The organism is Verrucomicrobiota bacterium (genome assembly GCA_027622555.1).
In the GTDB taxonomy this organism is placed as follows: domain Bacteria; phylum Verrucomicrobiota; class Verrucomicrobiia; order Opitutales; family UBA2995; genus UBA2995.
In genome coordinates this window covers 12,412-36,013 of record JAQBYJ010000057.1, presented here as the reverse complement: position 1 = coordinate 36,013, position 23,602 = coordinate 12,412, and the positions used below count along the sequence as shown (strand labels likewise).

The 23,602-nt window shown below is 44.8% G+C and carries 29 protein-coding genes; 7 read left to right on the top strand and 22 right to left on the bottom strand.

Translation table 11 applies throughout. The features are described from left to right. Together O3C43_15100 and O3C43_15095 are read left to right on the top strand one after the other, a co-directional pair. Positions 1-331, top strand: a 331-nt coding sequence (locus tag O3C43_15100; protein MDA1067818.1) for a hypothetical protein, incomplete at its 5' end; no start/stop codon positions are given. Between the two features lie 135 nt (positions 332-466). Then, on the top strand, positions 467-1,450 hold the full coding sequence (locus tag O3C43_15095; GenBank protein MDA1067817.1) for a transposase: 984 nt from the start codon (positions 467-469) through the stop codon (positions 1,448-1,450). A 276-nt stretch (positions 1,451-1,726) separates the two neighbouring features. Here O3C43_15095 and O3C43_15090 read toward each other — a convergent pair whose 3' ends face one another. Continuing rightward, positions 1,727-3,025, bottom strand: a complete 1,299-nt coding sequence (locus O3C43_15090) for a 3-deoxy-D-manno-octulosonic acid transferase (GenBank protein MDA1067816.1) — start codon at positions 3,023-3,025, stop codon at positions 1,727-1,729. 406 nt (positions 3,026-3,431) lie between these two features. Further along, positions 3,432-4,151 (bottom strand): hypothetical protein, encoded by a 720-nt coding sequence (locus O3C43_15085; GenBank protein MDA1067815.1) that lies wholly within the window; start codon positions 4,149-4,151, stop codon positions 3,432-3,434. Positions 4,152-4,323: 172 nt separating this feature from the next. Here O3C43_15085 and O3C43_15080 point away from each other — a divergent pair, with 172 nt between their 5' ends. Together O3C43_15080 and O3C43_15075 are read left to right on the top strand one after the other, a co-directional pair. Further along, a complete protein-coding gene (locus O3C43_15080; protein ID MDA1067814.1) occupies positions 4,324-4,842 on the top strand; it encodes a metallophosphoesterase family protein in 519 nt (172 codons plus the stop codon). Between the two features lie 76 nt (positions 4,843-4,918). Beyond that, entirely contained in the window at positions 4,919-5,410 is a 492-nt protein-coding gene (locus tag O3C43_15075) for a DUF3016 domain-containing protein (GenBank protein ID MDA1067813.1), read from the top strand. Between the two features lie 26 nt (positions 5,411-5,436). On the opposite strand, the gene O3C43_15070 is transcribed toward O3C43_15075, so the two are convergent. Both O3C43_15070 and O3C43_15065 read right to left on the bottom strand, forming a co-directional pair. Then, a complete protein-coding gene (locus O3C43_15070; GenBank protein MDA1067812.1) occupies positions 5,437-6,582 on the bottom strand; it encodes a PatB family C-S lyase in 1,146 nt (381 codons plus the stop codon). Between the two features lie 53 nt (positions 6,583-6,635). Beyond that, on the bottom strand, positions 6,636-6,851 hold the full coding sequence (locus O3C43_15065) for a SlyX family protein (GenBank protein MDA1067811.1): 216 nt from the start codon (positions 6,849-6,851) through the stop codon (positions 6,636-6,638). Positions 6,852-7,024: 173 nt separating this feature from the next. On the opposite strand from O3C43_15065, the gene O3C43_15060 reads away from it, so the two are divergent. Further along, positions 7,025-7,255 carry a hypothetical protein gene (locus O3C43_15060; GenBank protein MDA1067810.1) on the top strand — a complete coding sequence of 77 codons (231 nt, stop codon included), beginning with the start codon at positions 7,025-7,027 and terminating at the stop codon, positions 7,253-7,255. Between the two features lie 51 nt (positions 7,256-7,306). On the opposite strand, the gene O3C43_15055 is transcribed toward O3C43_15060, so the two are convergent. Then, on the bottom strand, positions 7,307-7,636 hold the full coding sequence (locus O3C43_15055) for a hypothetical protein (protein ID MDA1067809.1): 330 nt from the start codon (positions 7,634-7,636) through the stop codon (positions 7,307-7,309). 180 nt (positions 7,637-7,816) lie between these two features. On the opposite strand from O3C43_15055, the gene O3C43_15050 reads away from it, so the two are divergent. Next, positions 7,817-8,635 carry an MBL fold metallo-hydrolase gene (locus O3C43_15050; protein ID MDA1067808.1) on the top strand — a complete coding sequence of 273 codons (819 nt, stop codon included), beginning with the start codon at positions 7,817-7,819 and terminating at the stop codon, positions 8,633-8,635. On the opposite strand, the gene O3C43_15045 is transcribed toward O3C43_15050, so the two are convergent. The 7 genes from O3C43_15045 to ilvB all read right to left on the bottom strand — a co-directional run bounded on the left by O3C43_15045 (position 8,632) and on the right by ilvB (position 15,348). Then, a complete protein-coding gene (locus O3C43_15045) occupies positions 8,632-9,579 on the bottom strand; it encodes a metal ABC transporter permease (GenBank protein ID MDA1067807.1) in 948 nt (315 codons plus the stop codon). The genes O3C43_15050 and O3C43_15045 overlap by 4 nt on opposite strands. A 30-nt stretch (positions 9,580-9,609) precedes the next feature. Further along, the gene (locus O3C43_15040; GenBank protein ID MDA1067806.1) at positions 9,610-11,073 is read right to left on the bottom strand and encodes a metal ABC transporter permease; all 1,464 of its coding nucleotides are present in this window, start codon (positions 11,071-11,073) and stop codon (positions 9,610-9,612) included. After that, positions 11,070-11,858: a metal ABC transporter ATP-binding protein gene (locus tag O3C43_15035; GenBank protein ID MDA1067805.1), complete on the bottom strand. Its 789-nt coding sequence runs from the start codon at positions 11,856-11,858 to the stop codon at positions 11,070-11,072. Before O3C43_15035 ends, O3C43_15040 begins: the two co-directional genes overlap by 4 nt. Positions 11,859-11,964: 106 nt before the next feature. Then, a complete protein-coding gene (locus O3C43_15030; GenBank protein ID MDA1067804.1) occupies positions 11,965-12,144 on the bottom strand; it encodes a hypothetical protein in 180 nt (59 codons plus the stop codon). A 21-nt stretch (positions 12,145-12,165) separates the two neighbouring features. Continuing rightward, on the bottom strand, positions 12,166-12,423 hold the full coding sequence (locus O3C43_15025) for a hypothetical protein (protein ID MDA1067803.1): 258 nt from the start codon (positions 12,421-12,423) through the stop codon (positions 12,166-12,168). Positions 12,424-12,551: 128 nt separating this feature from the next. Then, positions 12,552-13,421 carry a zinc ABC transporter substrate-binding protein gene (locus O3C43_15020; protein MDA1067802.1) on the bottom strand — a complete coding sequence of 290 codons (870 nt, stop codon included), beginning with the start codon at positions 13,419-13,421 and terminating at the stop codon, positions 12,552-12,554. Positions 13,422-13,539: 118 nt separating this feature from the next. Further along, positions 13,540-15,348, bottom strand: coding sequence for a biosynthetic-type acetolactate synthase large subunit (gene ilvB, locus O3C43_15015; GenBank protein MDA1067801.1), 1,809 nt, complete (start codon positions 15,346-15,348; stop codon positions 13,540-13,542). 188 nt (positions 15,349-15,536) lie between these two features. Here ilvB and O3C43_15010 point away from each other — a divergent pair, with 188 nt between their 5' ends. Then, entirely contained in the window at positions 15,537-16,316 is a 780-nt protein-coding gene (locus O3C43_15010; GenBank protein MDA1067800.1) for a TIGR00282 family metallophosphoesterase, read from the top strand. Between the two features lie 62 nt (positions 16,317-16,378). Here O3C43_15010 and O3C43_15005 read toward each other — a convergent pair whose 3' ends face one another. From O3C43_15005 to acs, 10 genes are all read right to left on the bottom strand, one after another. Next, complete coding sequence (locus tag O3C43_15005; protein MDA1067799.1) at positions 16,379-16,534, bottom strand: YqaE/Pmp3 family membrane protein; 156 nt, start codon at positions 16,532-16,534, stop codon at positions 16,379-16,381. Between the two features lie 26 nt (positions 16,535-16,560). Next, positions 16,561-16,806: a hypothetical protein gene (locus O3C43_15000; protein ID MDA1067798.1), complete on the bottom strand. Its 246-nt coding sequence runs from the start codon at positions 16,804-16,806 to the stop codon at positions 16,561-16,563. A gap of 151 nt (positions 16,807-16,957) precedes the next feature. Continuing rightward, positions 16,958-17,953, bottom strand: coding sequence for an acetyl-CoA carboxylase carboxyltransferase subunit alpha (locus O3C43_14995; GenBank protein MDA1067797.1), 996 nt, complete (start codon positions 17,951-17,953; stop codon positions 16,958-16,960). 158 nt (positions 17,954-18,111) lie between these two features. Beyond that, on the bottom strand, positions 18,112-18,456 hold the full coding sequence (locus O3C43_14990; protein MDA1067796.1) for a hypothetical protein: 345 nt from the start codon (positions 18,454-18,456) through the stop codon (positions 18,112-18,114). A gap of 50 nt (positions 18,457-18,506) precedes the next feature. After that, on the bottom strand, positions 18,507-19,262 hold the full coding sequence (locus O3C43_14985) for a hypothetical protein (protein MDA1067795.1): 756 nt from the start codon (positions 19,260-19,262) through the stop codon (positions 18,507-18,509). A 22-nt stretch (positions 19,263-19,284) separates the two neighbouring features. Further along, positions 19,285-19,815, bottom strand: coding sequence for an RNA polymerase sigma factor (locus O3C43_14980; GenBank protein MDA1067794.1), 531 nt, complete (start codon positions 19,813-19,815; stop codon positions 19,285-19,287). Positions 19,816-19,899: 84 nt separating this feature from the next. Then, on the bottom strand, positions 19,900-20,346 hold the full coding sequence (locus tag O3C43_14975) for a DoxX family membrane protein (GenBank protein MDA1067793.1): 447 nt from the start codon (positions 20,344-20,346) through the stop codon (positions 19,900-19,902). Further along, positions 20,325-20,747: a rhodanese-like domain-containing protein gene (locus O3C43_14970; GenBank protein MDA1067792.1), complete on the bottom strand. Its 423-nt coding sequence runs from the start codon at positions 20,745-20,747 to the stop codon at positions 20,325-20,327. The genes O3C43_14975 and O3C43_14970 overlap by 22 nt, the downstream gene beginning before the upstream one ends. Positions 20,748-20,761: 14 nt before the next feature. Next, positions 20,762-21,436 (bottom strand): DUF1573 domain-containing protein, encoded by a 675-nt coding sequence (locus tag O3C43_14965; protein MDA1067791.1) that lies wholly within the window; start codon positions 21,434-21,436, stop codon positions 20,762-20,764. Between the two features lie 115 nt (positions 21,437-21,551). Next, positions 21,552-23,510, bottom strand: coding sequence for an acetate--CoA ligase (acs, locus tag O3C43_14960; GenBank protein MDA1067790.1), 1,959 nt, complete (start codon positions 23,508-23,510; stop codon positions 21,552-21,554). Positions 23,511-23,602 lie beyond the last annotated feature (92 nt).

Here is a 23,602-nt window from a genome sequence, read left to right as displayed (position 1 = left end):
CTTTCGTATACTTTCGTCTTTGACTCATTGTTCTCATTTTATGCATTGTTTAGCACAACATGTCTCCCATTTTTCGGGGCAGGCTCAAAGAAAACTGCAAGGGCACTACCACTATTATGGAGTGAGAGGCAATGCAAAGAGTCTGTGGAAATACCAGCACCTTTGTCAGCGTCTCGTTTTCAAATGGTTGAATCGGCGCAGCCAGCGGCGTAGCTATAACTGGCATGGCTTCAGAGAGATGTGGAAGAGTTGGGGAATGCCAGCTCCCCGCATGGTTGAAGGAGCCTTAGAACCTCAAACCCGCCTCCAACTATCGTATGGATACACCTGACCTCTACACTGCGCGTCGCTGAGAGGAGCCCTGTGCGGGAAAACCGCACGCAGGGATCTGCGAGGGGGGCCGCCGGGTAACTGGCGGTTCCTACCTTGATGACTGATTGGATTTGGGATGATTCTCTTTTGAGTCATGTCCCGTAAGTTACGATTTGAGTACCCTGGCGCAATTTACCACATCATCAACCGCGGTAATTACCGCAGTTGGATATTCGAGAGTGAAGGCGCAAAGAAGTCCTTTGAGAAAACCCTGTTCGAAGCGTGTGAATACGCAGGCTGGAAACTGCATGCTTATGTGGTGATGAGCAATCATTACCACTTGTCACTGGAGACCCCTGAGCCGAATCTCAGTGAAGGGATGCGTTGGTTGCAAAGTGTGTTCGCGATGCGGTTTAACCGCTTTCGGAAGGAAAACGGTCGTCTCTTCCAGGGGCGCTTCAAAAGTATTCTGGTGGAGGATTTTGATCGTTTGTTCTGGTTGTGCCACTATATTCATCTCAATCCCGTACGGGAAGGTATCTGCAAGGTAGCAGAGCTTAAGGATTATCGTTACAGTAGTTACTGGTATTTGAGGAACAAGAGGAAGCGACCACCGTTTCTTTCTTTGGAAAGTAGCTTATTAGGAGCAGGAGAATTGAAAGATACCACCTACGGAAGAAACAAGTATTCCCAATACCTGAAGTGGTTGAATGAGTCGGATGCCGAAAAGAAGTCTATGAATTTTGAGAAGATGAGCAAAGGCTGGGCTCTGGGGACCAAGGAGTTCAAAACTGGCTTGCTCGAAGAAGAGAAACATATAGCGGCGGCTATAGAGTTGGGCACTGGTGGGGCCAGAGAGGCGAGAGAACTGGCATGGGAAAAAAGACTCAAACTGTGTCTGAAGCATTTTAAGAAGACTTCGAAGAAGATCGTATTGGAATCCAAATCCGCTCCCTGGAAATGTGCGATCGCTTGTCACATGAAAACAAAACTCCTATGCCCCAATGGATGGCTTGCAGATGCACTATCCATGGGAAGTGAATCGGGGGTCAGTAAGCTGTCGAAGCGAACGCTGTCAGGAGAGTTGCCGGAAGCGAATGAATTGTTGGCTGAACTCAATTCAAGAATCAAGGAATGACCCTTTATTTCCCTTCCTTTATTTCCCTTCTTACGACCACATGGACGGTAGTTTCCCCTGATCCTGTCGTATCACATGATACTTAAACTATTAACTAATTCGAACAAGCAACCATGCTCAATTCCGAGAAGCTGCGGTGCAGCATCTCTCCATGAGAAGGCTCGGCGTTCTTTTTAGCAAAACGAAATTCCCGCCACCTCTAGCATCATAACCAAAGACATTTTTTGTACCTTAATATTTCTGGTTAATGTTGGAACGTTTCTAAACGGCTATCCGTTATAGAAAATCGCTTAGAAACTGAAGGGTTCGTTCAGTGGCACCCTGATTGGCCTTCAGCCAATCATCAGCCTTTTCGCTTTGGTTCTGACTCCGATTCGGATCGAGGCAGAAAGTACGAATCGCGTTTTCCAATGTTTGTTCATCTTGAACCTCAATTGCTATTCCAAATCGAATGAGGCTGTTTGCGATATCACGAAAGTTCGACATTCCTGGCCCCAAAAGGATCGGCTTTTTAAGCATCCCGGCTTCGATGGGTGTTTGTCCTCCTTTATGTGGCGGTAGGCTTTTCCCAACGAAAACAAGGTCGGAGAGTTGCAGAAACTTGTGAAGTTCACCGGTGGTATCGGCGATACTGATTTCTACTACCTTCTCAGCAGGACCGTCTGAGCGAAAATGTGATGAGAGATCGAAAGGTTCGAGGTCTGTCTTGATTTCTTTTTTCCGCTCCGCATGTCGAGGGGTTACAATTAATCGCAGATCAATACCTTCGCTGCGTAATTGTTTAGAAATCTTGAAAAGTGCGGCCTCTTCCCCTGGCCAGGTTGAAGCCCCACACAGTATAACAGTGTTGCTATCCGTTGATGCCCTAAGCGGTAAACCCAGTTCTTTTGCCAAAGTGTTTCTTTCGTCTTCAGAAAGCAGGTCCGGTATTGGAATGTCGCATTTAAGGTTCCCTGCGACTTTTGTATTTTCGTGAGCGCAGCCGAGTTTTCTAAATCTCTTGGCGTTTCCTTCGCTTGAAGCGATAATCAGGTCCAGGCTTTTGAAAATGCTTTTGGCCAAACCTCTCAACGAGAGATAAGTTTTAAGAGTCGAATCGGACATTCTTGCATTTATAAGCACGATCGGAACTCCACGCATTTTAGCCGTGTGAATATGCTCCGGCCATAGTTCGCCTTCCGTAAGAATACAAAGGTCGGGCTGAATTCGATTCCAAGTCTTTCGATTAAACAGCGGGAAATCGATAGGAAAATAATATATCCCTTTGATGAGCTCGGAGTAATTGTCTTTCGCGATTTTGTAGCCGGTACTCGTTGTTGCGGTTAGAAATACTTCTACTCGTTTTTCTGAGTCCAGCTTTGTTAAAAATGATCTCAAAGCTCTTACCTCACCCACGCTCACCGCCTGGATCCAAATTCGCTTGATGTTTTGGGTTTTCTCCAAGGAACCTGGAATATTGCCGAACCTTTGCGTCAGGTCTTTCCCATAGCCGCCTCGTCGTTTTACATGCCAAAGTACCCACGGGACAGAGAGAATGAATACTGGGAAAAAAAGTAATCTATAGATCCAGATCATGAATGATGATTCGCCACACAAACCTGATGATCAAAGGAGCGCAAAGCGATTTATTCATGGCGGCTAATTTTATCGCCCCTCCAGGAGGCTGAATCGCAACCGGGTTCATTCTTCGAAACTTGCTTCGTCGCTGACTTTTGCGATTCATCAAGCCCCAATGCGCGACAGTGTCCTTCGACGCCTGCAAGAATAGAAAGCAGTTTAGCGGCGAACCACTTCCCGGTTTCAGCACAGCCGAGCAAATTCAGATTTTGTACAAGTATGGTTAATAACACCTGCAGTTGTCTGGATCGTCCACAACCGTAGGATTTCAGATGGGAATATACGCGAGAGACACCCCGGGGGAGAGCCTCGGATGTTTTTATTTTTGCTCCTCAAAAAAACGGAGTGAATAATTCCGGCAAAATCAAGCAACTGGAATAGAGGGCAATTCCGCTGAATTATTTTTCCCACCGATAAAGTGTTCTTCCATCTCATCCAGCTGCTCTTCCAAAGCCATATTTACAATGGAAGACATGGAGAAGAAAATCGATATGGCATTCATGTTGGCGTCTTTTTCACAAGCTGCCCGAATTCGTTCAAGCATGCTGAAATTAACCGTAACCAATTCCTTATACATAGACTTGAGGTCTGTGAGTGACCAGTCCGGCTCTTCGCCTTTTTGGTCCTTTAGAAATTGGCGGATTAAGTAATTCCCCACTACGCGGGAAACGGTTTCTTGAAAGGTCGCAAAGGGTAGGTGGCTTGCTGCCAGTGGTTTGAGCTTGGAGAGAATCGGACATGTGCTCAGAGCCATCATTAACCCCAACATGGAACGTAGTCCGGTCTGTAGGTCGCACGTTTTGGAATAGCTTCGTTCTTCCGTATGCACCCAAACTTCTGCTTTTTTCCAGGAAAGTAAGGACGAAAACTTTTTGGCTACTTCTTCAATATCGAGTGCCACCGGGCAGTGAGGGTGATCTTTAAGTTTCAGCGGGCAGTTTTCACATTTATGATATTCAAGGCTTGTCCAGGCTGCGGACGTTTGGACGGGCTCTGATCCTGTGTTTGTAGGTTTTTGAGGATCAATGTCGAAAGTGAAGATTTCACCGCTGTCTATTATAAATTCGTAGGTAATTTTGCCCATGGATATACGTGTCGAGTGTTTAGTGAGATTGTTCTGAGGAACAAAGATTTCGGGTTTCTCTATAAAGGTCGAACCGGGAGTTCATTGATGCAATGGGTTTGATAAGATTTACAAGTTTTTGGCGATCGTCGGACGCTTCTCTTTTAAGATTCACAGAACAACCGACGACCCTATGATTCTGCGCAGATCTATGGAAATAACGGTGCGCGAGTTTGAAGGGAAAGAAGTGCTTTCGATTGGAATTATTTCCGACACTCATGGTCTACTCAGACCTCAAGCTTTATCAGCACTGAAAGGTTCAGATGTTATTTTGCATGGCGGCGATGTGGGAGATGAGCAAATATTAGCCCGGTTGAGTGACATTGCTCCGATTTTTACGGTGCGGGGGAACGTTGATTTCGAGCTCTGGTGCAAACGTTTACCCCCTAAATTAACTTTAACTTTGGGCGGGCTGAAGGTTTTTATGATTCATGATATTTCGAAATTGGATCGCACCGTACTGGAACTGGTTGACATGGTGGTTTATGGTCATTCTCACCGACCTGAAATATTTGAAGAACAGGAAGTTTTATTTCTCAATCCAGGTAGTGCCGGTCCCAGGCGGTTCAATCTTCCCATAACCTTAGCGAAGCTTGTTTGGAGAAAAGGAGAGAAGCTGACCCCTGAGCTCATCCAGTTAGCGCAGGATTGACGTATTATAGGAATAGCATACTTTTGACTCCTGTTTCGATAGCGCATGATAACTGAATTTAAACCCACCCAAAATTATGAAATTCTTTTCAATTCTTTTTTGTAGCCTATGTTTCCTAGCGGTAAATCTTGCCGCTGAAGTTGAGCTTACTTTTGAAAATCCGGATAACTATCGTGATATCGATTATGAATACGCCGGCAACAAGCGGGGCCAGAAGCTCTACCTCCCTCAGTTTGAAAAACACATTAACAAACAAGCTGAGCGTTATCTTGAGGAAGGTCAGGTTCTTAGCATGGTGATAACTGATATCGACTTGGCCGGAGATTACGAACCATGGAGATCTGCCGATGCCATGGATATCAGAATTGTGAAATCCATTTACCCTCCTCGTATTAAGTTTAGTTATGAACTTAAGGATGCGGATGGAAACGTTCTCGAATCCGGAGACGAACATTTATCGGATCTGAGTTTTAACTATAAGATCCGGATCAACTATAATGACGAATTATTTTACGACAAAGAACTTATTACCGATTGGTTCAGAAAACTGAATAAAAAGTCCAAATAGAAACCGGACTGGATATTGAGGAGATATCAAAGGTCAGCGACTGCTTTTTGCATTCGATGCAATCCTTTCTCCAATAAACCACGAGCGCATCCAAAGTTAAATCGGACGTGCCCTTTGGCTCCAAAAAAACTTCCGTCCGAAAGTCCAACTCCATGCGATTCGAAAAAGCTGATTGGATCATCCAGATTTAATTCCCTCACATCCATCCATGCCAAGTAGGTTGCCTCCATTGGGCGCATTCTTATCTTGGGAATGTGCTGCGATATAAATGAATAAAGAAAATCCCGGTTCGATCTTAGGTATTCGATAAGCGCTAACCTCCATTCTCCGCCTTGGTTGTAGGCAGTCTCGCAACTCACGTAACCAAACGTATTTATTTCTGTGATGATACCTCTGGCGACTTTCTTAAATGCCATTCTGATTCCAGGGTCTTCAATGATTGCATAAGCGCAGCAGAGGCCTGGTAAATTGTAAGTTTTACTCGGGGATGTGAGCATGACAGACCGCTTGCTAATTTCCGGGCTAATCAGATTCGTTGGTGTGTGTTTAAGTCCTGGCTCCAAAATTAAGTCCGAATGTATCTCATCGGTACAAAGGACGAGATCGTGCTTCACACAGAATTCAGACAACTGCTCCAGTTCTTTTTTGTCGAACACCCGGCCGACAGGATTGTGCGGATTACACAAAATAAAACTACGTGTATCCGGACGGATACTCGCCTCCATTTTTTCAAAATCGAAGGTCCAACGGTTTCCGTCCCATTTAAGATCAACGGAAATAAGCTTCCTATCGGAATTTACGGGTGAGGTTAGGAATGGTGGGTAGACGGGAGTTGCCGTCATCACGCTTGATCCTGGTTCACCGAATGCCCGACAAAAAAGATTCAGAGCCGGGACAACACCGGGAGTCCACATAATCCATGAAGGATCAATTTCGTAACCATGCTCTCTTTCAAGGTAATCTACGACACTCCTGGTTACGTTTTCGTCAGGTACCGTATAGCCGTAAACGCCATGTTCGTTTCGTTTTGCGATGGCCTTTTGAATTTCGGGCGCAATTTCAAAATCCATGTCGGCGACCCAGAATGGGATAACGTCGCGGTCTTTATATTTATCCCATTTAAGACTGGCCGTATTTTTTCTATCTAAAGGTTTATTGAAGTCGTATTCCATAGAAATTCGTTAGCGATTTACTCAGCTTTCCCAAGCGGTTCACTCACTTCGGCTTAATAATGAGGCGGTTTTGCGTCCTCGTTTCCTGCCGTTAGACCCCCGGATTCGAAGTGCCCACGGAGCTCTTTCAATTCCTGGATGGATTTATCGAGTTTTTGTTGAATCCTGAGAATCTCCTTATCCTGTTTTACGACGTGATCGTCCAGGAATGTAAGGTCTTCTTCAAGTTTACGAATCTGTTTGGCATAAGATGGATCTGCTTCTGACACGTCTCAAAGCTCTCATTTGTGGTGTTACTAGCAATAGGAAAAAAGAAGAGGTAATACGCGAATTAGTATAGGGGAATTCCCTATGCCATGTTCTGTTTACTCCCCTATATCTATTCTCCGATGGATTGGTATACTGGAGGCAATCTAGTATTTAATCAAAAACCACCAATCATATGTCCACAGGAGAATTAATTCATATCTACAAGTCAGCTGCCCATAAAAGAACTAACATTTTCGGTATTCCTGGAGGAGCGCTAAAACCAGCTGAGGCCGCCGGGGAGCTGATTCAACAGTTTGGACATCAAGGAGCCTTGGATGAAGCATCCAGAAAAACAGGTAACAACCCAGCTCCTTGGAATTTTTGGTATCAAGTCCACTGCGTGTTATCCAACACAACTGCTTGATTATCGTGCTATCGGTCTTCGACTAAAGCACTTTCAATTTGAGGAGGTTTTTCAGGCACTTCTTAGACCGGTTTCTCGATCCAGTACGCGCTTGATAATATCAATTGGTTCTAAACGTACCCAGTCTTCGCCCAGCAAACAGTCGGTTATTGATTTCACAAAAAAGTTTAGAGGTTCTCCCACCAAATCTCCATTTCGGTAAACTTCCAAAATCATTTTCCCTCTCTCCCGGTCCAAAGTAAGTTCGACTAGTTTGCCATCGCTGAGAACGTGCTCGCATACTTCGAGCTTATCAGGAATTAAACTTCTTGAGCGTTCGAAAGATAGGAGCGAATTGTTGGAGCAATAGGAAAGGTAGCGCTCTAACTCTTGGATAGTCATATTTCGTCAGTCAAAGCACTCTTTCATGGCTCGCAAAGTAGCTGTGACTAGAATTTAGCGTTTTAAAAAATATTTACTCACTCTTTGCTTGGCTCGCTCTACTGGTAAAATTGGTTACGCCTGTTTTTACATTTACTTGCCTGGTCCTTTTCCGAAGGGTTGGAGAAATTCTTTATTTTTATGCAAATTCCTATTGAAGACTTTTACGAAGATGTCCTTGCAAAAGCTGCCCGCGGTTTGGGGCTTTCTACCACCCAGCTTTCAGAAAGAAGTGGTTTGAAAAAAGATGCAATTCGGGAAGCCCTGCGCGGGAATTTTGTGGAGGAGGAGGCCGCAAAGTTGGCACCCATTCTGGATCTCGATCCTGAGGCACTTGTGTTGCTTGGTCAAAAAACATGGCGACCTGCCGAGATCCAATTGTCCGGCTTGGCTTGTTTTAACTCACCTTTTCATGACATGACTGTGAATGCTTATGTGGTTTGGGATCATTCTTCAAAAAAGGCCGCAATTTTTGACAGCGGTGCCGACGCGTCAGAGCTTCTTGAATTTGTGAAATCGGAAGGATTGGATGTTCAAGGAATTTGGATAACTCATACCCACGGAGACCATATAGCGGACGTTAACTCTATTCTTAAGCATGTAAATTGTCCTGTCTACGTTGGTAAAAAGGAATTTGCCAATTTTGGTGAGCCTTTTGATGCGGGAAAAACATTTTCGGTCGGTAGCCTAAACATTGAAACCAGACTGACCTGGGGTCATGCTAAAGGAGGAATAACTTTTGTAGTAGCAGGTTTGGATCGACCTGTTGCCATTGTAGGGGATGCTCTTTTTGCCCAATCTATGGGTGGAGGAATGGTATCTTATGAAGACGCCATTCGAACCAGCGGTGCTGAAATCATGACCTTACCCGACAACACGGTTGTTTGCCCTGGTCATGGGCCATTAACCTCCGTTGAGGAGCAGAAAAAGGTGAATCCGTTTTTTGCCGGAAAATATTAGCCGCCAAAGCCTGGATCCGCCGCCGCACTTTTTCTTCCGCGGTATCTCTTAATGCTTTGGATTAGGAGTCCTCTTTTTGGGCTTATGATCCATACGAGACAGAAAAGCGAAAATCCTGAAACTACCATTGCTCCTGCATGTGAGCAATTGAGCAAAGTTGCCAGGTGAAGACCGCTAATTGCGTAATAAGCTGAAAAGACAAGGCTGAGGATTAATATATGCGGAAGTCGTTCGGAGAGTAGCGCTGCGGTTGTCCCGGGCAAAATTAACATAGCTATCACCAAAATGGCTCCAACGGATTCAAAGGAAAAAACAATAACCAATGAAAGCATCATCATGAGTCCATAATGAATCCATCCAGCTGGTATTCCAAGGGAGGTAGCCAAACCAGAATCAAAGGAGGTAACCACTATTTCTTTATAAAACGCAAAAACTAGCAAGGACACCAACACTAAGGTACCTCCCATTCTTAAAACGGACCAGGGAATGTCTAGCCCCAGGATCAATTGACTGTCTTCAAAATAAACAAAGCCGATTTCACCGTAAAGTACGCATTCCAGGTCCAAGTCAACGTGATCGGCAAACACCGAAATTAGAATTACACCTATTGCAAACAAGGTTGTGAAAGTAACTCCCAACGCTGCATCTTTTTTTACCCGTGAGTTTGTGTGAATAAATTCAATCAACCAGACGGTTACTAAACCTGCAGCTAAGGCACCGGTTACCATGAGCCCGGTTGATCGTGAGTTGGACATGAGGAAAACAATAGCAATCCCTGGAAGGATACTATGGCTGATTGCATCTCCAACCAAAGCCATCTTCCGGAGTATCAAAAAATTACCGACAAGTCCGCAGGCTGAATTAACCAGAACTCCCATTACAACAATCCACATCGAACTTTCCCACGCTCCATCCATCCAGGGTGCGGTAAAAAAGTTTCTCATTTCGAATGGGGGGATCAAATCCATCATTTTCTAAATCGTTGTTTCGGCTTCTCCAAGATCGATGATGCTCGGAATAAGTTTCCCGTGAGGATCAACTGTGGGGAAATTGAGTTTTCGTTCCAGATCGCGCACAATATTTTCACCCAATACGTGTTCGATTTCTTCAGCGTCATCATGCACGTGGTCGGGTGCGTAATGAACTGACTCCGTTAAATATAGCTCCCACAAACGGTGATTCCTGACAATTCGACACGCGTTTCCCCATCCGGAAGGCGTCAGATAAATCATCCGGCTCTGATGAAATTCATCCATTTCCTGCTCACTTAACGTGACAAATCGTTCTTTGACGAGTCGCTTCACTTCCCTGCTTATATCAATTAACGGAAGGTTGCGTTGTTCTCCCAGTTGTTGAACAGAAACTCCGTCTTTCCGAAAATCAGCTTTTTCTCGAATTTGATAAATCGCCTTTAACGTGTTTTCAATTTGGATACGACGGTCCTTGTTCAATTGTCTAACCCATCGTGGGACAATTCCATAGCGCCTCCCAAACAGCAGTGCCAATGCGAACAAAGCGCTGGCACTCACAATCATGAAAGGCCCTGTAGGTAGGCTGTTTCCCAGGTAAGAAAAGAACGCACCCAAAACACCGGCAGTCATTCCAAACAGACTGGAATATATAAGCATAAGATGCATTCGGTCAGTCAGTAAGAACGACGTTGCTGCTGGTGTAATTAGCATCGCCGAAACAAGAACTATTCCTACCGCTTGAAGCCCAATTACCACTGAAAATGCCAACAGAAGCATGAGCAAATAATGTATGAAGCGGGCAGGTAATCCAAGAGCAGTAGCAAAATTGGAGTCAAAGCTGGTAACCAGAAATTCTTTATAAAAAATAATAATAAGAACCACTGCCACTGCAGTCACTATAGCGATCATGGTCAGATCTCCGCTGCTAATTGCCGCGGCTTGGCCAAACATAAACTTATCCAAACCTGCCTTATTTCCTGTAGGCAGGTGTTGAATCATTGTAAACAGGCAAATGCCTATGGCGTAGAATCCCGATAGGACCAATCCCATTGCGCTATCCTCTTTGATGTGTGTCGTCGTGTGTATCCAATGTACGACGACGGTGCCAAGTAGGCCTGCAATGGTAGCCCCAACAAAAATGGCCCATGGGTCTTTGCTCATGGACCACAAGAACCCTAAAGCTACGCCTGGTAAAACCGCATGACTGAGAGTATCCCCCATTAATGCCAGTTTGCGAACGACAATGAAGCTTCCTAGCAATCCGCAACAGGTTCCAAGTAAAAGTGAGGCAAGCACCGCGTATTGAACAGACGGATCTTTGAAGGAGAAAAAACGAAAGAATTGTTCTGTAAGGCGGGTGTCACTAATTTCTGATATTTTTGCAGCAGATACTTCATTCCCGAACATGAGGAGCAGCAGCAGGAGGGCGAAAAATGCACCTCCACCAAATTGTTGAAATAATCTCATTTATCGACTGGTAAGTCGTTGGATTGTTTGCTGCGGGTTTCTGCTACCTCGGAAAGAATCGTTAATCGTCCACCATACGTTTTTTGCAGTTTTTCGTAGGTGTACACATCCTCGGTTCGACCAAAGTCGACCTTCCGCATATTGAGCAGTAAGAGCATGTCGAAATAGTTTTTGGCGGTTGTTAAGTCGTGATGAACAACCAGCAATGTTTTGCCCCGTTCACGTAGTTCCATGAGGATTTTTATGATAGCCGATTCTGTTGCGGCATCTACGCCTGAAAATGGTTCGTCCAGAAAATATAAATCGCTTTCCTGTGCCAACGCGCGGGCAAGAAATACGCGTTGCTGTTGTCCGCCGGAAAGATTTGAAATTTGCCGCTGCGCATAAGGAGCCATATTGACTTTTTCAAGACAGGCCATGGCAATTTCCCGATCTTTGCGACCAGGTCGTCTTAACATTCCGAGATGACCATATCTTCCCATCAATACGACATCCAATACGTTTACCGGGAAATCCCAATCTACGGATTCACGTTGAGGAACATAACCGACTCGTTTTGCATTTTTCTTGTACGGTTTTCCAAATATTTTTACCCAGCCACTACTGGGGGGGACCAACCCCATGATGGTTTTGATAAGGGTCGATTTACCAGCTCCATTAGGTCCCACAATCCCAATCAGATTTCCGGCGGGCACTTCCAGGTCGATGCCGTAAAGCACCGGTTTCTGGTTGTAAGCTACCGTTAGATCATGAATTTCAAGTGGAATAGGGTTTGTGGGCGACATCTCAATTTTCAGTTATAAAAACTACTACTTTGATTAATCAAAGTAATAAGGTCTGGAATTATCAAAATTGCAAGTGCTTTGATTATAGCGACTGGGTGGTTAACGCCTAGTTTAAGTCGCCAACCGGTGCTTTCGGCCTGGTGGCGAGTGACCCATCCAGGACTGGTTGACCCGTATTTGGTATCACTTGAATGGCTCTATCATCCCAGAGTTCAATCATACCAAAGTCTTTTTTATTTGTAACTTCGAGGTCCGGAAGACCTTGTTTCTTGAGCCAAGCTTTCACAGGTGGAATTCCATCTGCTTCTCAAGCCCGAGCAGTGACTATCTTTACTCGAAGTCCTTGGTTTATCCAGGATTTTACGCGATTGAGCATAGGTAAAACCGGCTTGCCAATATGGTTTTTACTTACCCATAGATCGTGGATAGCCAGTGTTCCGTCTAAGTCGACTCCAATCCAGGGACCATCCATCGGGACTGAATTTTCATTATCAACTTCCAGTGGTAGGTACTCTTCTTCTACAGCTGGTTTTTTTCGAAAAATATTTCTAACAAGATTCAGCATAAGGGAGGATCAGGTAATATGTCCTTAAAGTCCGGAAAGCATGCCAAAAATGCCGCCTATGTCAGCAGGAAAAACCGGTTTTGGTTTTTTAACAGTTAAATACAAGTTGAACCAAGAATTGGAGCAATTTACTTTAGCGCTTCAACGATTCGATAAACGTTGTGTTTTAACATGCCTTCGTAGGTTCCGAGATCGTAGGTATCGCCTTGCCTTGTTTCTGTTTCTCCAGGAATTCCCATTGCATCGGAATACAATTCACCCCCAATGATTACCCCTGCGTCTTGGCTAATTCGATTAATAGTGGCCGGAGATACTGAAGATTCTACGAAAATGGCCTTCACTTTATTCTCGCGAATAAAGTCTACTGTTTTGGCGATGTCTGCCAATCCCGCTTCGGTTACGGTGGAAATTCCCTGGACGCCAATTACTTTAAAACCGAACGCTATTCCAAAATAATTAAACGCGTCGTGGCTGGTGATCAAAATGCGCTGGGAGGCATCGACTTTGTTGAGTTCTTTAACTGCCCATTTATACAGTTCCTTGTAATTCTCGGTTACCCGTTGCCCGCTTTTTTTGTAGTGTTCGGCATTCTCGGGATCGGAAATACTCAAGCCTTCAACCACTACACCAACAGTTTCCACCCACATCGTCGGATCGAACCAAATATGGGGATCATGATGCCCCGCAAACTCTGGTGGTTCCAATAATCGGTCCTCACTTATGTTTTCCGATACCGCATAAACCATTTTCCCTTTTCGAGATAGCTTTACCAATACATCGCCTATTTTCCCCTCAAGAAAGAGACCGTTGTAAAAAATCACCTGGCTCTTTTGCAGACTTCGAACATCTCCTGCGGTTGCTTTGTATAAGTGTGGATCGACCCCTGGTCCCATCAAGCCAGTTACCGTGATGCGGTCTCCGCCGATGTCTTTTACCAAGTCGGTGATCATGGTAGTCGTGGTTACAACCTGTAATTTTGCATGAAGTGGAAGTGTCATCAATATGCAAGTTAGAGTAATGAAAGTTCTCATTTTGATTAGTCAAAATTGATAGATCAAAAGTGCCTTCGGTCAACTATTTAATGACTTTCATGAAGTAGAAAGTGAAGAAGCTCTTTTAGAGTCCGCTTCCTTTTTCCAGTTTCACTTGCTGACCGGCTGTCAGAATAATGTCGGCCACTGTTTTGCCTGATGGAATCATCGGCAACACGTGTTCTGTGTAGGGAACGATAATATCCAGCAGGTAAGGACCGTCATGTTCGAGCATCTCTTCAATGGCATCCTGAAGGTCTTCTTTTTTATAAATTTGTCGGCCTTTGATCCCAAATCCTTCGGCTATTTGAACATAATTTGGGTAAATTGCGTCCATATTGTCAGGACTTCCAATATTGTTGGGGTCTCCGAGAATGGTTTGGCCGCGGACACCTTCGTAGAAGCGATCCTCCCATTGAACAACCATGCCTAAGTGTTGGTTGTTTAATATCATTATTTTCGCATCGATACCCTCAACTTTGGCAGTTGCCAGTTCCTGGATGTTCATCAGAAACGATCCATCTCCATCAATGTCGATTACTTGACGATCCGGAAAAGCAACCTTTGCTCCAAGGGCAGCCGGATATCCAAACCCCATAGTTCCCAGGCCAAGCGAGCTAAGAAAACTGCGTGCATGTTTGAAGTTATAAAACTGTGGAGCCCACATTTGGTGTTGTCCTACGCCCGTTGTGATAATGGCTTCACCATGAGTTTGGTCATAAAGTACTTCTACTGCTTCTTGCGGTAGTATGTGTTCGCTTTTTTCGTAGCTGAAAGGGAATTGTTTCTTCCAGCTTTGGATTTGTTGGTGCCAAGCATCGAGCTTTGGAGCCTTAAATCCGCGCTCATCCATAAGCTCCAAAAAGCGTTTTAGAGCATATTTGATATCAGATTGGATGGGGTACTGTACAACTTTGTTTTTATGATGTTCAGATTGGTCGATGTCCAAATGAACGATCTGCGCTTTTTCCGCAAATTTGCGAACATTTCCGGTTACACGATCATCAAATCTAGCTCCGAATGCCAGGAGTACATCCGATTCGTCTACCGCATAGTTACCGGTAGCTGTTCCGTGCATTCCAAGCCACTTCATTGATAAGTCATCTGTCTCAGGATAGGCACCAACACCCATCAAGGTGGTTGTTATGGGAATGCCTGTTCTTTTAACAAACTGATATAACTCCTCCGATGCGTTGGATGAAATAACTCCACCTCCTACGTAAAGAACCGGTTGGCGAGATTCAGAGATTAAGTCCAGGACTTCGATAAGGTCTTTGTCCTCGGCCTTTTTAACCGGGTCATATCCTGCGATATGGATGGTTTCGGGCCAAACAGGAGTAGCCATTTTTTGCTGAACATCTTTAGGAATATCAATAAGCACTGGTCCGGGGCGGCCAGATGTTGCTATGTAAAATGCTTCTTTGACCACCTTCGGAATTTCCAATGGGTCGAGAACAAGGTAGCTGTGTTTTACAGCCGAAAGTGTCATGCCGTAGATATCCGTTTCTTGGAATGCACTCTTGCCAATCAGGTGTTGCGGAACTTGCCCGGTTATCGCGATCAATGGAATACTGTCCATGAAGCAATCTGCAATACAGGTAACCAGGTTCGTAGCACCAGGTCCGCTGGTTGCCATACAGACTCCTGCTTGTCCGGTAGCCCGTGAGTATCCAGCGGCCATAAAACCTCCCCCTTGCTCGAAACGCGGAAGGATTGTACGAACATCATTCTTCCTTTTTACAAGCGATTGGTGCATTTCCATCGACGCTCCACCGGGATAGGCGAATACGTGTTTAACTCCTTCTCGAATCAGAGCTTCAATTACGATATCAGCTCCAATCATTTCTCGATTAGTTTCTGTTGGTTGCGATTGTTGTTCGGTTTTAGTGCTCATAGTGAAAAGCGTGGGTCCTCCAATTTTGGAAAAAATTTCAGCCGAACCTAGGGTCAGCGAGTTTTTGTGCAACTCAATATCGACACTCTTGATAAATATCTGAGAGCCAAAATATACCTTCATTTAAGCTTATTCACGCAAATGCCTTTCCAAACGCTTAGAGAAATCCCTAAGATCTGTCCTGTATGATTAAAATTTTAGTGCTTGGTGATATTGTGGGAAGGCCTGGGCGAAATCTGGTAGTCGAGAAATTAGCTCTATTTCGTGAAATCAGTCCATTTGACTGCATAATTGCCAATGGTGAAAACGCGGCGGCGGGAGCCGGCATCACAGGGAAAATTGTGAATCAGCTGATTGATGCTGGTGTGAATGGCCTCACGCTTGGAGATCATACCTGGGATCAAAAAATATTTTTGGACGAAATCGATAGTCTTGAGAACGTTTGTCGGCCCGCCAATTTTGCTCCCGAAGTACCTGGTAAAGATCGTCTTGTGCTTGAAATCGGTTCAATTCGAATAGGCCTATTTACCGTTTTGGGTAGAAATTTTATGGGCCCAAAAGTCGATTGTCCTTTTCGGACTGCGGATCGATTGATTCTCGAACTCGCACCCGAGGTTGATGTCATTTTGGCTGAAATCCATGCAGAAGCGACCTCCGAGAAAATCGCTTTTGGTTGGTACCTGGACGGTAGGGTGGGTGCTGTTTTTGGCACGCATACCCACGTTCCTACGGCTGATGCTGAAATCTTGCCGGAAGGAACTGCCTATATTTCAGATTTGGGCATGTCGGGGCCTTATGACGGAGTTTTGGGCCGCGACAAGGTAGCTGTGATTAGTCGGTTTATCGATGGCATTCCTCGACGATTTCCAGTGGCTGAAAAGGATGTTCGTCTTTCTGGAGTGATCTTGGAAGTAAACGAATTATCAGGTAAGGCAGAATCGATTTCACACCATTTTTGGCTGCCTTAGCCGAATCAAGGTTGGTACACAAAAAAGCCCCGGAATGTTACCCAGGGCTTGAAAGTAAGTGACTATCTGGTGATTCGCCAGAAGGCGAAGGCAACTCCTGGAATCACCCCAAGAATCCACAAAATAAGGCCTATCCAGACGTTTTTACCCATTCCTTCTTTTAGAAAGATAGCAACAGGAGGAATCAGAATGGCGCAGATTACATGTACAATATTCATATGGTATTTATGGTATAATTTTAGCGTTACTTGGTTTTAAGATCTTCCATTGCCTTCCTGGCTTCTGCTTCAGCTTTTTTGGCCATTTCTTTGGCCTTAGCTTCTGCTTGAGCTGCGGCTTTCTCGGCATCTGAGTTCATGCTTGCAGCTGTCTTATCTGCTTCTGAGGCAGCCTGTTCTTCTGTCATTGCTTTTTCTTCTCCACCACCACATCCAAAAAAGAGGATTGAAGCGAAAAGGGAGCCTACGAATGCTAGTATAATTTTCTTCATAATAATAGGTTAACTTTACTTGATGTTGGACTAAAAATTACAGAGCTGATTTCAAAACATCAATTCTGTTGAAGCGGTTCCATTGAATTCAATCGATTTACAGGAATGCCCCGACCTTTTATGGGTACATTTTCTAAATGAAAACTAGGGATTACCCTATATTCGAGTTGGATTCGAATTTCTCGGATTCCAAATAGACCCCGATATTTCTATATTTTTGGTATCGTTTATCGAGAAGGGTTGTTACGTCCATCCCTTTCAGGTTTTGCAAATGTTTCAGCAAACTATCCTTAAGTGTATTAGCACTTTTTTCTGGATCTCGATGAGTTCCACCGAGTGGCTCCTGCAAAATCTCATCGGCCACTCCAAATTTTATTAGCTCTTTTGCATCCAATTTCATGGCTTCCGCCGCTTTTCGCGCATGCGCTCGGTCTTTCCACAGGATTGCGGCACAACCTTCGGGAGAAATAGTGGCATAGTAAGAGTTCTCAAAAACAAGCACACGATCTGCGACGCCAATTCCCAAAGCTCCTCCTGATCCGCCTTCGCCAATCACAGCGGCTATAATGGGGACTTCGAGTTGACTCATTTCACGAATATTGACCGCGATTGCTTCGGCCACGTGTCGTTCTTCTGAACCAATTCCAGGAGCTGCTCCTGCCGTATCTATCAAACAAATAATTGGTATCCCAAATTTGGAGGCCATTTCCATGCACCTCAGTGCTTTTCGATAACCTTCAGGATGTGGCATCCCAAAATTGCGGAGAATCTTGTGCTTTGTTTTTCTTCCCTTTTGTTGCGCAATAATCATCACTGGACGGCCTTCAAGTCGCCCGGTACCGCAGATCATTGCTGGGTCATCGCGAAATCGACGGTCCCCGTGGAGTTCTTGAAAGTCTTCAATCAAAGCGCGGATGTAATCGAGTGCGTAAAGCCGCTTTGGGTGTCGTGCTATCTGCACCTTCTGCCAGGGAGTCAGGTTTTGATATACTGTCCTTTTGGTTTTTTCGATCTTCTCGAGTATCGAATCAATTTCAATTTGCACATCCACTCTGTTCTCCCGAGAAACCGTTTCGAGTGCTTTCAGCTGCTTCTCGAGATCGCGTAGCGGTTTTTCAAAGTCGAGAATGAATTCAAATTGTTCCATAGCGGGCGGGATTTTTGTGAGTGGCCTTCTTCTGTCAACGGCCGAAATTGACCCTATCTTTTCGGAAAGTTAGGTAGATGTAGCTAGATTCGACGACTTTAGAGTAGGATTGGTTCAATTTTAATCAAAGAGAAACGTAAAGTTTTAAGATAATAGCCCTATTCGGTGCCACTTTTTAACTCTTCTTTCCAACTGATCATCCTCACTTGAGCCGCGAAATGTTCGGCTTTTTCTTTATCCCCTCTTTCGACCCAAATGCGTGAAAGGGTGGTATTAATGTGAAGTTCATCCGGATTGATCGAATGTGCTTTTTCTCCAGACGCTAAAGCCTTATCCAGGCTTTTTTCACTCAAATAGACTTCAGCGAGAGCTAACCATCCGTCAAAGCAGCCCGGATCTTGGTCCACAGCGCGCTTGAGTTTACTTATGGCCGATTCTATCTCACCTAATGTGAAATCCAGCGTACCTTCATCTACCAAGTCTTGAATGGCCTCTTTTGACATATTAGGAAGATTGAAGGATAACTGCTACAATGAGCAAGTCTCGGTCTCGATTAAAATGAAACGAATTCCTTTAACTCTTTGGGATCTCGTGAAAGGAGCAGATAGTGTCTGTCGTTTCCGCTCCAGTAAACAGAGGTGGCAAAGCTGTTTTTTTCGATAATAGGGGTCTTTTTCGTGGGCATCAGGGGAAAATCTTCCGAATTAATGACGAAAAGGTGCGATTTACTATTTTTGCCAAAACAAATCATGCCGACGGGCTTTTGATCGAATTCCAATGTCATACACCCAACTGGCGGCATTTGATCCATTTTGCCTGGTAACGAATCTGGAGCGGGAGTACCGTGTTCGTTCAAATAATGAACCAGAGCACTCAAGTCGGTCGCCCGAACGTTAAAGCCAGAACTGCTTTTCAATGATTGATTAGCGAAGTCCTGAAACGTTTCCATCGTCATAACTGTTTCAACGAATGGGTCGCCCTTAGTGGGTATCAAAATCAGGCTGATAACTAATACGAACGATACAACGGCACCGAGTACAGAAAGTTGTTTCCACCATGGGAATTCAATGACGTTGTTTTCCTTCGTTATTACCTGGCTGCAGATTTTTTGATTAAGGTCTTCGGGGATTTCCAAACTTTCCAGCTTCAAGGCAAATGCGTTGTCGAACTTTTGATCTTCATCGTACCATCGTTGAATCTCTTGGTTTTCTTCGAGTATCATCAATGCAGCTTCCATGTCGGGACTGTCTGAAATATCCTGTCCCACTCGGTAGGCTTGAAGGATAAACTTTGCTTCATCAATAGTCATATTTCTTTTAACTCTTGCCCGACTAGGATCGGAGGATGTTTGAATGGGTGTTGTTAAGGATTTTTTTCAGTTGAGCTTTACCTCTGGACAGGCGAGACATCACCGTCCCAATCGGGATCTCAAGGATTTCGGCAATCTCCTTGTATGTCAGGTCCTTCATGTAAAAAAGAACCAAGGGGGCTCGAAATGCTTCATCGATTTCGGCCAATGCTTCGAGTGCACTTTTTGAATCCATCGAACTCACCACGTTGGGAGAGATACTTGGCAATTCGTGTTCAATCGCCTCTGCGTTAATGTGGGGGAAACGTGAAGACTTTCTGCGGAGTCCCAGAAACTCTCTATAAAGCGTGGTGAACAACCAGGATTTCACTTTTGTCTTATCCTTTAACGAAGAACCTTTCTTTGCCCAAATCAGAAAAGTCTGTTGGGTAAGGTCGGATGCCTCCTCGGCGTTTCTAGCTAAGGAATATGCGAAACGGTATAACGGCTGGTAGTAATTGCTCACAAGATCCTGGAAATTCAAATCGTTTGTCTTGTCGGTTTGAGAATCCATGTGGGAACTTATTCCAGGTATTATTTAGCAAATTAAATGTCCTGATGTGGCCACTTTCAGGAGTAGGTTTCGGTGTAAGAGCGGTTATACCTGCTTATCCAACAGTGTCTGTCGAATCCAAAGTTTAGCCACCATAAAGATAAGTAGAATATCTCTGATTATTAACCAGGAATAGTTGGTTTGATTCTCATGATCAGGGTTTCCAAAGCATCCGCAAGTTACATCCAATCCGCGTACCCAACCTTGAGTCAGCGCTATTACGAACATTAACAACAAGAGTCCCAGTATTAATAAGCTGCCTTTATACAGTTTCCGAAAAGCTACGCCAATCCCTGCTAACAGTTCTAACCAAGGTAAGAACAAAGCCATCAATACGCTGATGCTGTAGGGAAGGACCTGATACGTTTCAATTGCGGCGGTAAGAGCTTTGGGGTCCTTGATTTTTAAAAGGCCTGCAACAATAAAAAATACTCCCAGGATCAACCGGAAAGTTAATTCAATCCAAATGCCTAGTTGAGGTGTTCGAGCCATGATTGCCAGCCTCCTTTCAGGACAAAAATGTCTTCGGTTCCCAATGAAGCCTTTAATCGCTCAGCCACTCCATGGCTGGCAGCGCAGGTTCGGCTGTCGCAATAAACAACCAGAGTGCTTACACCGTCCCAACTTATAATAAATGTTTCAAACAGTTCGTTCCAATGATCTTCATTTAAAAGAATCGCATCAGGTATGTGAGCCTCTTCAAACGCTTGGTCTCCCCGCGCATCGATCCAGGTCTTATTCTCCAACGCAAGTGCATCGTTGAGTGATATTTCTCCTTCTCCTATAACCATGGGATTCCACGGTGGAGGATCCGGATGAAGCAGCCAGGTTCCTGCCATGCCCACCGAGCTGAGCAGCAATAGAATAACAGATTCTCGTAGAACTTTGTTCAATAAATTGGCGGTAATTATCGTATAATCGCGTAGACTTTAAGCGTGCCTTTTAGCGGATTCGATAAACTGGTTTTCACAACAAAAGTTCCGCGAATAATGCCTCCTGATTCTACAGGAATATTTTGTGGAGCGATCGATATGGAAAACTTCTTACCTTTTTCAATCTCGGTGACTTTATGGGTGAATAGATCGCTGCTTGAGACGATTTCCATTATCTTAATGGGGTCTCCCATTTTCGATTCGATAATCACTTCTTTTGCTTTAAAATCAGACTCACTTGCACGGTTCCACATAACGACGCTCGGACTGAATTCCATCGCTGATGGGATATTTACTTCCAGCGTTAGGAAAATGCGTGGATCCTTTTCCTGATCGGTGTCGACGCGAATTTCCTTTATTTGTTTCCCTTCGCGTTCTCCATAATCGAAGGTGGCTGAAATCTCTCCGGATTCGCCAGGTTCAAAAACGCGCTTGCTCGGCAAGGCGGTGGTGCATCCGCAGCTGGAATTCACTTCGAGGATTTTGACCGCCTTGTCGCCCTCATTTTTAAACACGAACGTGCCAGTGTATTCGGATTCGTCCATCGTTGCCTCGTGAACGATTCGAGCCTCCTCAAACGTTAACCCTGCAGTTAGCAGGAGTGGACACGTGAGGCTCAACAATAGTATTTTGGCGAAGGTATTCATCATTTTGTGATTCGTGTTTAAGGAAACTAGAATTGTGTGAATAAAACGAGTAAATAAAGCGGCGGAACATATATGATTCCAATACACATTAACAGTATTTTGCGCTTTGGGTTCCAAATCAGTCTTCGGAATACTGGCCTTTTAAGCTTTCAACAATACTTGGATCGGCGAGTGTAGTAATGTTGCCCAATGCCCGGCCTTCGCCGATGTCTCTCAGTAAGCGGCGCATTATTTTTCCGCTGCGAGTTTTCGGAAGATCTACAGTAAAGATGACTTTTTCGGGCAGGGCAAACTTCCCGATTTTTTTCGCAACGAGGTCGTTCAGCTCTTTTTTGAGATTTTCTGATTCCTCGAATCCTTCTCTAAGAGTTACAAACGATGCCAATCCCTGGCCCTTGATTTCGTGTTTTATTCCCACCACCGCCGATTCAGCGACAGCGGGATGTTCTACGTAAACCGACTCTAACTCTGCGGTTCCGATTCTGTGACCTGAAACATTTACAACGTCATCCACTCGGCCAAGGATCCAAAAATATCCATCCTCATCCTTCTTTGCTCCATCTCCGGGAAAGTAATACTCTCCATTCCAATTGCACCAGTAGGTGGACTGATATCTATCAGGATCTCCATAAACGCCTCTGGTGATTCCTGGCCAAGGTTTTCTTATAGCTAGCAATCCTGCTTCCGCTTCTTCACCAGCATCATTCACGACCGCAGCGTCTATTCCGAAAAAGGGTAGGGTGGCACTCCCCGGTTTAGTAGGAGTGACTCCCGGTAAAGGACTGAGCATGATCCCTCCTGTTTCTGTCTGCCACCAGGTATCCACTATAGGGCATTTCTCTGCACCGATGGTTTTATGGTACCATATCCAGGCTTCGGGATTTATGGATTCGCCTACGGTTCCAAGTAATCGCAAGGAACTTAGATCGTATCCTGCCGGCCATTTGTCACCCCATTTCATAAAAGCACGAATTGCGGTAGGAGCCGTATAAAAAATCGTGGCCCCATATTTTTGAACAATTTCCCAGAAACGCCCATTGTCCGGATAATTTGGAGCACCTTCGTACATAATGCATGTAGCAGCGTTGGCTAATGGTCCGTAGACTAAATAACTATGTCCGGTGATCCATCCCACATCAGCGGTGCAGAAGTAAACGTCTTCGGGTTTTAAATCAAATACGTATTTGGAGGTTAAATAGGTGTAGACCATGTAGCCGCCTTGGGTATGCATAATGCCTTTGGGCTTCCCGGTCGTGCCACTCGTATATAAAAGGAATAGCATGTCCTCGCTATCCAATTCCTCAGGTGGGCACAAATGAGATTGGCCCTTAACCAATTCATGGTAGTCAACATCACGGCCTTCTTTCATATTGCACGCGAAGGTATCGCTTCCGTCTCGCTGTACGACGACTACTTTCTCCACGCAATCCAGGTCATCAATGGCTTCGTCAACAATCGGTTTTAGTTGGAGCGCTTTACCTCGCCTCCAGCCGCCGTCGCCCGTGATTACAAATTTGGCCTCCATATCGAGGACTCTGTCTTTAATGGAATCCGAGGAGAAACCGGCGAAGATGACAGAATGCACTGCACCGATCCGTGCACACGCAAGCAGGGCCATTGCTAGTTCTGGAATCATGGGCAGGTAAATCGCTACACGGTCACCTTTTTTTACTCCCAGGCTTTTTAGTCCGTTCGCAAACTTATTGATTTCGCGATGGAGGTCGAAGTAGGTCAGTACTCTGCTGTCGCCTGGTTCGCCTTCCCAGATCAGAGCAGCTTTGTTTCTATTCGGGCCATTCAAGTGGCGGTCAACGCAGTTGTAGCAAAGGTTTGTTGTTCCTCCTGTAAACCATTGGAAGAACGGTTTTTTCGAATCGTCCAAAACCTTGTCCCATGGTTTAAACCAATGTAGCTCACTTGCTGCTTCTGCCCAAAATGTATCTGGATCATAGATACTCTTTTTGTAGAGCTCCTGGTAAGCTTCCATTCCCGAGATATGCGCTTGATCCTGGAAATCTTGGGAAGGAGGGAATTTACGGTTTTCGTGAAGAACGACGTCAATCTCTTGGTTGTCCATAATGGTGGGAGTAATTAAATGTGGGTCGGAGTAAATTTATCTGAATTGAGATTTATTTTGTAAAATTACTATATACTCATAATTCCGGTATT